10 protein-coding genes and 3 tRNA genes are annotated in these 11427 nt (G+C 39.7%); all 13 read left to right on the forward strand.

The annotated features are described in order from the left end of the window. On the forward strand, window positions 1–207 hold a 207-nt coding region (locus EO122_RS07975; protein WP_164725999.1), incomplete at its 5' end, for a transposase. Between the two features lie 297 nt (window positions 208–504). After that, complete coding sequence (locus EO122_RS07980) at window positions 505–1350, forward strand: deoxyribonuclease IV (protein ID WP_127010127.1); 846 nt, start codon at window positions 505–507, stop codon at window positions 1348–1350. Window positions 1351–1352: 2 nt separating this feature from the next. Then, complete coding sequence (locus EO122_RS07985; RefSeq protein ID WP_127010128.1) at window positions 1353–2711, forward strand: exonuclease SbcCD subunit D; 1359 nt, start codon at window positions 1353–1355, stop codon at window positions 2709–2711. Further along, on the forward strand, window positions 2708–5872 hold the full coding sequence (locus tag EO122_RS07990) for an AAA family ATPase (protein WP_127010129.1): 3165 nt from the start codon (window positions 2708–2710) through the stop codon (window positions 5870–5872). Before EO122_RS07985 ends, EO122_RS07990 begins: the two co-directional genes overlap by 4 nt. 63 nt (window positions 5873–5935) lie before the next feature. Then, entirely contained in the window at window positions 5936–6310 is a 375-nt protein-coding gene (locus tag EO122_RS07995) for a VOC family protein (protein ID WP_127010130.1), read from the forward strand. 1 nt (window position 6311) lies between these two features. Further along, window positions 6312–7013: a ThiF family adenylyltransferase gene (locus EO122_RS08000; RefSeq protein WP_127010131.1), complete on the forward strand. Its 702-nt coding sequence runs from the start codon at window positions 6312–6314 to the stop codon at window positions 7011–7013. Then, window positions 7013–7444, forward strand: a complete 432-nt coding sequence (locus EO122_RS08005; protein ID WP_127010132.1) for a peptidylprolyl isomerase — start codon at window positions 7013–7015, stop codon at window positions 7442–7444. Before EO122_RS08000 ends, EO122_RS08005 begins: the two co-directional genes overlap by 1 nt. Then, entirely contained in the window at window positions 7444–8088 is a 645-nt protein-coding gene (locus EO122_RS08010) for a hypothetical protein (RefSeq protein WP_127010133.1), read from the forward strand. The genes EO122_RS08005 and EO122_RS08010 overlap by 1 nt, the downstream gene beginning before the upstream one ends. A 3-nt stretch (window positions 8089–8091) precedes the next feature. After that, window positions 8092–8940, forward strand: a complete 849-nt coding sequence (gene speE / locus EO122_RS08015) for a polyamine aminopropyltransferase (protein WP_127010134.1) — start codon at window positions 8092–8094, stop codon at window positions 8938–8940. A gap of 275 nt (window positions 8941–9215) precedes the next feature. After that, window positions 9216–10541 (forward strand): FAD-containing oxidoreductase, encoded by a 1326-nt coding sequence (locus EO122_RS08020; RefSeq protein ID WP_127010135.1) that lies wholly within the window; start codon window positions 9216–9218, stop codon window positions 10539–10541. 465 nt (window positions 10542–11006) lie between these two features. Then, window positions 11007–11082, forward strand: a tRNA-His gene (locus EO122_RS08025). 6 nt (window positions 11083–11088) lie between these two features. Continuing rightward, window positions 11089–11163, forward strand: a tRNA-Gln gene (locus EO122_RS08030). 6 nt (window positions 11164–11169) lie between these two features. Then, window positions 11170–11245 (forward strand) — tRNA-Lys (locus EO122_RS08035). Window positions 11246–11427 lie beyond the last annotated feature (182 nt).

Consider the following 11427-nt stretch of genomic DNA (forward strand, 5'->3'; position numbering starts at 1 on the left):
TCGTTTACAAGTTGGCATGACGAAGTAGTTAATGCTTTCCTATTACCATACTCTAACGGTTTTACAGAAGGTTGTAACAACAAAACTAAAGTATTGAAACGGAATAGCTATGGTGTTCGTCATTTCGGTCGATTTAGAGCTAGATTACTGATGATTTTGCCTAGTATCTACAACAAACCTGATATATCTGTATCTGTCGCTGCATAGGCTATTAACTATATTATATGATAGTAGACTCTCCACAAAAAAAGAAACATAAGTGGGGTTACTTTGTAGTGCCTAAAATTAGTTACATCCATTGTATCTCACTTATGTTTCCTAGTATTTTATTATATTTACATTTTTATACAGTTCTTATATTAAAGAAACTGAACAGATTAATTGCTGTCCCCAAAACTTGATAAAGAGCCTATTTTCTATGTAACTGTATATGCGATAGAAGGTTACATGATATACTTAAAAGTAGGAAAAGTGTACATAATGATTGAAGGTAAGGAGTTATATATGAGTCAATTAACAATTGGATGTCATTTATCCATTAGTAAAGGCTATTTACATATGGGGAAAGAGGCGCTGTCTATTGGGGCCAATACATTTCAATACTTTACAAGAAATCCACGAGGCGGTAAGGCTCGTGCCTTTGACGAAGCAGATATGAAAGCCTTAAATGCTTTCCTAACAGAACATCAATTTGGTAAATTATTAGGACATGCACCATACACCTTAAATGCTTGTGCGGTAGATCCAGGACTTCGTGAATTTGCAAAAAATTCTATGCGTGAAGATTTAGAGCGCTTGGAATATTTGCCAGGTCATTTATATAACTTTCACCCAGGCAGCCATGTGAAGCAAGGCGTAGATCAAGGTATTGAATATATTGTAGACATGTTAAATGAAGTAATTTTTCCAGGCATGAAAACCACAGTTCTATTAGAAGCCATGGCGGGAAAAGGCACCGAAGTAGGTCGTAACTTTGAAGAATTAGCACGCATCATTGATGGGGTGAAACACAAAGAATATATTGGCGTTTGTGTAGATACATGCCATATCCATGAAGGTGGGTACGATATTATTGAAAACTTAGAAGGTGTGCTAGAAGAGTTTGATCATTTTGTTGGTTTGGATAGAATTCATGCAGTGCATTTGAATGACTCGAAAAATCCTAGAGGGGCTCATAAAGATCGTCATGAAAAAATTGGGGAAGGCCATATTGGTATTGAAGCGATTGCTAATTTTATTACCCATCCAAAACTACGTCATCTACCATTCTATCTAGAAACACCAAATGAACTAGATGGATATGCGAAAGAAATTGCTATCTTACGGGAGATTTATGCAAACGAGGTGTAAGTATGCGCATACTACATACAGCAGACTGGCATTTAGGACGACTATTTTATAATGAACATCTAACGACAGACCAAGCCCATGTGTTGGAACATCAATTCTTTCCGTTATTAAAAGATGAAAATATTGATTTAGTAGTACTGAGTGGTGATGTGTTTGACCGATCTGTACCGCCCATTGAAGCTATCGAGTTATGGGATTCAGTACTACATCGATTAGCCTTTACAGAAAAAATTCCTATGGTGGCTATTTCTGGGAATCATGACAGTGGTCCTCGTTTAGCGATGGGTCGCAGTGCTTGGGAGACACATGGTATACATCTCCTAGGGCATGCTCATCAAGGCATGCAACCCATTACTTTTCAAGATGCGTATGGTCAACTCGATGTATGGGCCTTACCCTATGGAGAAGTGCGGGATATACAGAGTGAACTGAATCGATTAGGCGTGGTTGGTGAAAACGTAGAGTCTACAATACATATCGGATCTAGTAAGACTACAATGAAACGTCGAGGCCAATGTGAGTCAGCAAATTTATTTGCCTCTTTGAGTGATGAAGATATTACCAATTCAGAGACCTCTTTTTGTAGAGTTAATGATGATATGTCTGGCTTTGACACTTTGGAAAGTGATGTAAGTGTTGATGCAAATACATATAATTGGACTATTGCTGACGCCTATGAATGTTGGTCTGCCTATACAATGCGACGCTCTAAAGGGCACCGCAGTCTCTGTATGGCTCATGCTTTTGTAGCAGGTGGTGCTGAAAGTGAGTCCGAACGGCCTCTTTTGGTGGGTGGTTCTGGACAAGTGCCGACTACTGTGTTTAAGGACTTTCACTATACGGCACTGGGCCATTTACATAAACCGCAGAGAATTGGATCTGACCATATTCGCTATAGTGGCTCCTTGTTGACCTATTCCTTTGATGAGGTGGGATATAATAAAAGTTTCACTATTGTTGATATGGATGGCAAAGGATCTACAACCATTAGTGAAATTTCTATTGTAGGGCGTCGTCAATTCGTGAGCCTCACAGGTTATTTTGATGATTTAATAGTTGATGAAAGTCTTCATGCACAACATCACAATGATTATGTAGAAGTGCGATTGTTAGATACAGCCCCTATAGTAGATGGGATGCGTCGATTGCGAAAAGTATTTCCTTATTGTATGCGATTAGAACTGGTGGGACGTATGGAAGTCGTTCGAGATACCACAGGTGCTAAACGTTTTAAAGAGCTAAATGAGCGAGATTTATTTGCCCAATTTGCCAAGGAAGCACGCAATGAAGAGCTTTCACAGGAAGAGTTAGCATATATGGAGACCTTGTGGCATCGCGTGTTAAGGGAGGATGAAGCATGAGACCCTTACGATTAGAAATGACTGCCTTCGGGCCATACCCAAAAGAAGTAATCTTAGATTTTGCTATTCTTGCAAATCAATCGATGTTTCTGATTACAGGACCTACAGGATCAGGAAAAACAAGTATATTAGATGCCATTGTGTATGCTTTATATGGTCAAACCAGTGGTGGTCTTCGCGATGGATCAGATATGCGTAGTGATTATGCAGATACTACTACCCCTACATCAGTGATGTTTGAGTTTCAGGTAGGTGATCATCGGTATCGAATGGAGCGAACACCGAAACAAGAATTGCAGAAAAAGCGTGGTACAGGTACACGAACAGTATTAGCTACGGCCTCTATCAGTGAATGGAGGGATGATGCATGGAAATTACTCACTACGAAAGCTCAAGAAATTCGTGACTATGTGCAACAGATTATCGGGTTTCGGGTGGATCAATTTTTGCAAGTCGTTTTATTGCCACAAGGTGATTTTAGAAAACTGTTAGTAGCACCTACATCAGAACGGGAAATATTGCTACATACGATTTTTAAAACATCTATCTATAAACGCATGCAAGATGTACTGAAAGAAGAACTAGCGGAGTCCACCGTAGGAATTCAAGATACATTACAAAAAGTAGACATTTTATTGGGCACCTATAAGGTGAATACTTTGCAGGACTTAGTAGCGTTAGTAGAAGAAGAACGTAAGCTGTTAATTGCTCGTGAAGGAGAACGCAAGGAGAAACAAGAACAATATGAATCTTTGCAAACTGCCTATACAAAGTATGAAGCCTACACTCATTTGCTAGCTCGCAAGGATCAACATAGTAAGGTGTTAGCTAGTCACAAAGCGGGAGAAAGAGAACATATTGCATTAGGGGAAACCATTGACCGTTGGGAACGACTGCAAGAAGTTCGGAGGTCTATAAAAGACTATGATAGATTGCAAGATATTTTTAGAACGGACAATGAAAAATTAGAAGCCTTGAAAATATCGTTGCAGTTCGTGGAAGGAGGTTTACAAACCTTAGAGTCTAAGTGGAAACAGGTAGTAGCTCAAGAGGAAACGTATGCAAAGCAACAAGAGCAATACCACCAATTACAGGCCTTACAACAAGAAGTGGAACAGTATCGTGAATTGTTTGAGAAGCAGATGGTATTGGCCTCAGATCGAGAGCAAAAGGTAGAGCAACAGAAGACATTGCAACAGCTATTAGCAACAAGTCGTGCAGAGTTAGATGTACATCGTAATACTGTGGGAAAGATGAATCTAGAGTTGCAAAGTTATGCATCATTAGGTGAGGAAAAATTATGTGCTAGCGAATTACGGTCTTGGTGGGAATCTATCAAGGGCGTAGTAGAAAAACTACGTGTCCTTTGGGAGCATCGAGTGATTCAGGAGGCGCAATTGGAAGAGGCTCGGAAGGTCTGTATGACGAGAGAAGGTATGTACCATCATAACGAGCAATTGTTGCGACAACACCAAGCCTATGAAGTGAGTTTGCAAATAGAAGAGCAAGTGCCGTGTCCTGTCTGTGGTTCCTTAGAACATCCACAATTAGCACAAGCTCCATCGGAAGAGATTGTGCGAGAAACGGTAGACCGCCTCCGCCAAGAGTTTCAAGAAAGTCAAACACAGGTGGTTACATTACAAACTAAATTAACACACAGTGAACAAGAAGTGGAACAGTATGGTAGAGAATGGAGTCGCCTATGCGAGGCGTATCCAAAGGTAATAGAGACCGTACGAAGAGATTCTTTAATACATCTTGGGGATAGTTTACAAGCAGCGTCGGAAGCTTTGAAAGTAGCAGTGATAGAAGATCGTATCCAATGGTGGAAAACAGCTGTTGATGAAGAAGTCATTGATCAAGGTTTTAAAGATATACAAAAAGAGTTAGGGATTGCAGAAATCACAAAACTAGAGTTGGAAGAACGCTTAAGAACACTGCAGAACACATTACAAACAGAAGAAGCTAGCCTTCATGCAAGAGAACTAGAATTGACAGTCTTAGAGGGTCAGTTAGAGTCAGTTACGCAGGAATTACAGCACATAACGATAGAAATGCGTCGTATTGAAACTAGCATCGCTCCTTTTACGGTGGATACATATATGGCCGAAGTGAAAAAACTAGCAGAGTCTTTGAAACAGTATGAATCGGATTGTAAAGCAATAAATGAGGAACGACAAGCGAGTCAGGAGAAACGGACTGTACTCTACGCCCAAGTAAAAGCACTAAAAGAACAGCAAGTTCGTATGATACAGGACATGGAGACGTTGAGTCTAGAAATTGAACAGGTATTACAAGAAGAATCACTCACCATGGATACGTTTAAAGAACAATCTGACACATTTGATAAATTACCAAAGTGGAAAGATACTTTTAGTGCCTATGTCAATGAATCGTTGCGATTAACATCACTCTTAGAAGAAGTGGAGCAGAATATGGCTGCCTATATCACAGTGCCAAAGGAAATCTCCAAGGAATCAGTAGATAGTTTACAACAAGAATTAAAAGACTTAGGAGAAGCTATCGGCACTCTAAAATCGCAAGTGATAGGTAAAGAAAAATCGATTCAAGAGATTTCTGATTTAGAAGCGGCTACTAAAGAGCTGTCAGGACGTCGGACCTTTATCTTCGGCTTAGCCGATTTAGCCAATGGTGGCGACACGGGCATGAAAGGTGTGAGCTTTGAACGGTATGTGCTAGGTGCTATCTTAGAAGAAGTATTGAGTGCGGCGAACTTACGACTTCATGATATGAGCCGTGGGCGCTATCGCTTGGAACGATCCTTAGAAGAAGGTGGCCGTGGCGCGCGAGGACTAGACATTGCAGTCTTTGATTCCTATACGGGGGCAAGCCGTCCTGCAAACACTCTATCCGGTGGAGAAACTTTCTTGGCATCCTTAGGACTTGCTATGGGTTTGGCGGATGTTATCCAATCCTATGCGGGAGGTATTCATCTAGATACTATGTTTATTGATGAAGGCTTTGGTACATTAGACCTAGATACGTTAGATGTGGCTATGGAAACATTGGTGGCATTACAATCCCAAGGTCGATTGGTGGGGATTATATCTCATGTGCCAGAATTACAACAACAAATTGGTGCACACTTGGTAGTGGCAAAAACCGATGAGGGAAGCAGAGCCTACTTTCAGGTGCAATGATTGTATTCCCGTAGTACCTATGTTAGAATAATACTGTTATTTACTAGGAATTAAGGAGGAAGTATGAAATTTAGCTTTGCTCATAATAATATTAATGTGAAAGATTTGGATAAAAGTTTATCCTTTTACAAAGAAGCATTAGGATTAGAAGAGGTAGATCATATTGATGGAGAAGATGGAGCTTTCAAAATTGTCTATTTAGGAGATGGTACCAATCCACATCGTTTGGAGTTAACTTGGTTGCGTGATTGGGATTGCCCATACAATTTAGGTGATAATGAATTCCATGTGGCATTCTATGTAGACGATTATGAAGGAGCTTTGGCTAAACATAAGGCTATGAATTGTGTAGTCTATGAAAATGAAGCGATGGGCATTTATTTTATTGCTGATCCAGATGGATATTGGACTGAAATTATCCCAGCAGGAGCCTATTAATATGGAGCATATGTTAACACGCCTACAATGGTTAGTAGGGGAAGAAAAAATTAAAGCTTTGCAAGGTAAAAAAGTCCTTCTATTTGGATGTGGCGGTGTTGGCTCTTTTGCATTAGAAGCGTTAGTGCGTTCTGGAGTAGGTCATATTGTCATTGTTGATGGCGATCAAGTGACGGTGAGTAATATCAATCGTCAGCTCATTGCCTTGCCGAGCACTGTTGGCCAACGTAAGGTAGAGGTGGCAAAAGAGCGAGCGTTAGCTATTAACCCTAATCTACATATTGAGGCTTATGATATGGTCTATACTGGTGAAAGTCATCCAACTTTCATCACTGATATAGCCCCGGATTTTGTGATTGATGCTATCGATATGGTAAGTGCTAAACTATCCATCATCGAAACGTGTTATAATAGTCATATACTTTGTATATCTTCTATGGGGACGGGCAATAAAATGTGGCCGGACCAATTGAAGATTACAGATATTAGTAAGACCCATACATGCCCATTGGCGAAGGTGATGCGTAAAGAATTACGCCGTCGTGGCATTAAAAAGCAAGCTGTATTATTTTCGACAGAACAACCGATGACACCGAACCGTGATGATGATTCTAGAAGTCCAGGTTCCTGTGGATTTGTTCCTTCTGTAGCAGGATTGCATTTAGCGGGTCACGTGATTAGAACTTTTTTGGAGGTACAGTAATGAAAAAAGCAATTATTCATATGGAATACGGTGACATTGTTATCGAATTATTTGAAAACGAAGCTCCTGGTACAGTAGCTAACTTTATAAAATTGATTAAAGAAGGTTTCTATGACACATTGAAATTCCATCGTGTTATCCCAGGCTTCGTAGCACAAGGTGGCTGCCCAATGGGTACTGGTGTAGGTGGTCCTGGGTATACAATCCCTTGCGAAACTGAAGGTAACCCACACAAACACGTTCGTGGCGCTTTGTCCATGGCACATCGTGGACCTAACACGGGTGGTAGCCAATTTTTTATCGTATACGAACCACAACCTCATTTGAATGGAGTTCATACAGTATTCGGTCAAGTCATCGAAGGTATGGATGTAGTCGATAAAATCCAACAAGGCGACCGTATGCAAACTGTTGAGGTCGTAGAGGACTAATGGCAGGTATTAAACGCTATCGCTTAGAACATCCAGAATGGTTGCAAGTGAAAATGAAGGGGAACTTTTCTTTTGGTTATGACCAAGAATGGTATGAAGATGCGTGGAAACGCTTAGCAGGTTGTGGACCAACGACGGCAACTCAAGTGATTTCTTATGTACTATTTCGTGATGGTCACCTTTCATTAACAAACTATGCAGATGGAGAACAGGCATTAGTGCGAATGAATCAAGTATGGGAATACGTCCGACCTCGCTATGGTGGAGGGCTCTATAAAAGCACTTGGTGGGAACAAGGTGTGAACCAATATATGGCGGACCATCATTTGTCATATACGGTGAAGCGTTTACCGATTATGCCATTGAAAGGGAGTCGGTATACCTTAGAAGAGGTGACAGAGTTTATTCAAACTGGATTGGAACAGAATTGCCCGGTAGCATTTTTAAATCGTCATCGTGGACAAGAAGAAGGCCTATCTACTTGGCATTGGGTTCCCATTGTATCTATGCAGATCAATCATGATGACACACGATGTGTTGTCTACGATGAAGGTATGGAACGAACGTTTTCACTACGCCGCTGGTTACGAGATAATTTACTGGGTGGAGCTTTTTTATACATCCAGTCACAATGTGAGGAGTAAGAAATGACACAATGGATTAAAGAAATGCAATCCCCTCATCTTGCGTTAAGCGCAGAGGTGGATGAAATTTTATATTCTGGAAAATCCGACTTCCAAACTATCGAAGTCGCCCATAGTTTAGAATATGGGAATATGCTTGTTTTGGATGGAGTGTTTCAAACATCGGAACGAGAAGAGTTTGTGTATCACGAGATGATGAGCCACATCCCATTATTCTTGCACCCAAACCCTAAGCATGTATTGATTATCGGTGGCGGTGATGGTGGCGTTGCTAGAGAGTGTGTACGTCATAACTGTGTAGAAACAGTGACAATGGTAGAAATCGATGGTAAAGTAGTGGAATTAGCAAAACAATACTTGCCTTCTATTGCTGATGCTATGATTCGCCAAGACCCTAAATTAACAGTAACGATTGGCGACGGTATTGGGCATGTAGCGGAAAAAGAAAATTTCTATGATGTGATCATTGTAGATTGCTCTGACCCAATTGGCCCTGGTGAAGGTTTATTTACAGAAGAATTTTACAAAAATACACATCGTGCCTTAAAAGAGGATGGTTTATTTGTACAACAAACAGAATCTCCAGTGATGCATCAACAATTGGTGTCTGATGTATTCTACTATGTGAATAAACACTTCCCTGTGACTCGTCTATATACAGCGTTCATTCCGTTATATCCAACAGGTATGCATTGCTTTACCATGGGGTCCAAAAAACACGATCCATTGATGTGGGAACCAAGTCGTGAACTCGATTTTACAACTAAATACTATAACTATGGCATCCAAAAATCTGCGTTCGTATTGCCAAACTTTGTGAAACAATATTTACAAGAAAGAATTGCAGAGTAGACTATATACCTAGGAGTGCTATAGATAGGTAATGATGAACTAGCACTTTCCTGATGAAAGTGCTAGTTTTGCGTATAGAGTAGAAAGTAAGCAAACGTTGACAGTCGATAATTGATGACATATTTATAATAACTATACAGATCTGAAAATTATTTGTGATATATAGTATTGAAATTCCTAGTGAATAGGTATACAATAAGAACAATATTATATTTATAATGAAAGATATATAATACACTCGTATTCATGTGAATTAACAAAAGGGGAGACTTATAATGAAACAATATGATTTATTAGTCATCGGCTTTGGTAAAGCTGGTAAAACATTAGCTGCTACATTTGGCAAAGAAGGAAAACAAGTTGCTTTAATTGAACAAGATCCAGCTATGTATGGTGGCACATGTATCAATATCGGATGTATTCCTACTAAAACTATGATCGTAGGTGCAGATAAAGGTAAAAGCTACGAAGCAGCGAAGGCGACTCGTGATACAGTAGTAAGCAAATTAAATGCGAAAAACTTAAACATGTTAACATCCAATCCGAATGTAACAGTGTATACTGGTCATGGTCAATTTACTTCCAATAAAGAAGTAAAAGTAACAACAGCAGATGGCGTGGAAACGTTGACAGCTGAAATTATCATCATCAATACTGGTGCTACTAATGTAGTACTTCCAATCCCAGGTCTATCTACCTCTAAATTTGTATATAACAGCACTGAGTTACAAGCCATTCCAACATTGCCAAAACGTTTAGGTATTATTGGTTGTGGTAACATCGGTATTGAGTTCGCTAATCTATATGCGCGTTTAGGTGCTGAGGTAACTGCTTTTGAAAGTGGTGACAGAATCTTAAAACGCGAAGATGCAGATGTAGCTGCGTTAGCGCAACAATATTTAGAAGAAGATGGTATTCACTTCCATTTCAATGCTGTTACAAAAGAAATTAAAAACGTAGGTGATACGGTAGTGGTAGTGACTGAAAGTGGAGAAGAATTCGTTTTCGATGCCTTGTTACATGCTACAGGTCGTAAAGCAAATACAGAAGGTCTTGGCTTAGAACATACAGATATTGAGGTTCGCCCTAATGGATCTATTGTAACGGATGAAACGTTGATGACGGCTGTTCCTAATGTGTTTGCTGTAGGGGATGTGAATGGTGGTCCTCAATTCACTTATATATCCCTTGATGATTTCCGTATTGTAAATCGTGTATTGCACGGAGATGAAAGCTACAAATTAGAAAACCGTACGCATGTACCGTATTCTACTTTCATTACACCTGCCTTATCCCATGTAGGTTTACATGAAGAAGAAGCAAAAGAACAATACTCAAATGCAGTGACTGCTGCATTACCAGTAAATAATATGCCACGCCATGCAGTAAACCAAGACCCACGTGGTATATTTAAATTAACAGTTAACAAAGATACTGGTCTAATCCTAGGTGCTACTTTATTTGGTAAAAACTCTGAAGAGTTAATTAATATCATTAAAATGGCGATGGACAACGATATTAAGTATACATACTTACGTGACCAAATCTTTACACATCCAACAATGGCTGAAAACTTAAATGATTTAGCTAAGCTAATTTAAGCTAGAATAGTATACTATAACTAGAGGCGTGTAGGGGAGACCTTATGTGCCTCTAGTTTTATATTTATATAAAAGAGTTATAGGAAGGTATAATGAGAAATAGTAAAATTTAAGAATATGCATAGCAAATGGGTAGTAGCAAAATATGATATTGGTATAGATTTTGTATGAAAAGAGGGGATCCAATGTACTAGAGAAACAAGAGCAAAGAAGTCATGAATATGAGGTATCAAAGAAGAGTTAGAACGAGGTGATTAAAAATAAAAAAAGGGTTTACAAGATATAGATTGTTTGTTATACTATAAAAACATCGGCGATAGCTCACTGGATGAATCAAGTGTTCATAGTGAGATAGTGCAACAGTTAAAAAAGTTTTTTAAAAAGTGGTTGACACAAAAAACTTTAACTGATATACTAAATATCGTTGTAAGGCACGACAGTGCTAAACAGAATAAATATCCTGTGGTGGGTATGGTGAAGCGGTTAACACGGCGGATTGTGGCTCCGTTATGCATGGGTTCGATCCCCATTACTCACCCCACAACACAGGGGTGTAGCCAAGCGGTAAGGCATCGGACTTTGACTCCGACATGCGATGGTTCGATCCCATCCACCCCTGCCATTTTATGACCCACTAGCTCAGTTGGCAGAGCACCTGACTTTTAATCAGGGTGTCCCGCGTTCGAGTCGCGGGTGGGTCACCATTTACTGCTTTATGTAGTATGAGGATATATGATCTTTGAAAACTGAACAATGTAAGGTAATTACTTCGAAAGAAGTAAACATAAGCCAGAGTGCGGGTTTCACGAAGTTGAAACCAACCAAATAAATTCTAGCCAAGCAATTGGCAACAACGAAAATGAATGAGCTATCAAATAGCTTCAAG

The sequence above is a fragment of the Veillonella sp. CHU110 genome (assembly GCF_003992255.1).
Taxonomy (GTDB): Bacteria; Bacillota; Negativicutes; order Veillonellales; family Veillonellaceae; genus F0422.